The sequence below is a fragment of the Paraburkholderia sp. SIMBA_054 genome, assembly GCF_046534875.1.
GTDB lineage: Bacteria > Pseudomonadota > Gammaproteobacteria > Burkholderiales > Burkholderiaceae > Paraburkholderia > Paraburkholderia hospita.
In genome coordinates this window covers 1-243 of sequence record NZ_JAWRXV010001489.1, presented here as the reverse complement: position 1 = coordinate 243, position 243 = coordinate 1, and the positions used below count along the sequence as shown (strand labels likewise).

Sequence of the window (243 nt, the reverse complement as noted above, 5' to 3'; positions counted from 1 at the left end):
CGGTGCGCGGCGAGCGCCGACGGGTCCGCGGGCTCGCCGTATTTTTCCAGATAGGCCGGGCTCGCTACCGTGACTTGCGGCAGTTGCGCGACGCGCCGTCCGACCATCGACGAATCCTGCAGGTTGCCCGCGCGCAGCACGCAGTCGACGCCCTCGCGCACCAGATCGACCAGCCGGTCGTCTTCGCCGATCGTCAGTTCGATGTCCGGGTAGCGCGTCAGAAACGCCGGCAAGGACGGCACG

At 69.1% G+C, this 243-nt stretch carries 1 protein-coding gene; it reads right to left on the bottom strand.

The window, feature by feature from the left end:
* On the bottom strand, positions 1–243 hold a 243-nt coding region (locus SB822_RS59990; RefSeq protein ID WP_410859496.1), incomplete at both ends, for a LysR substrate-binding domain-containing protein.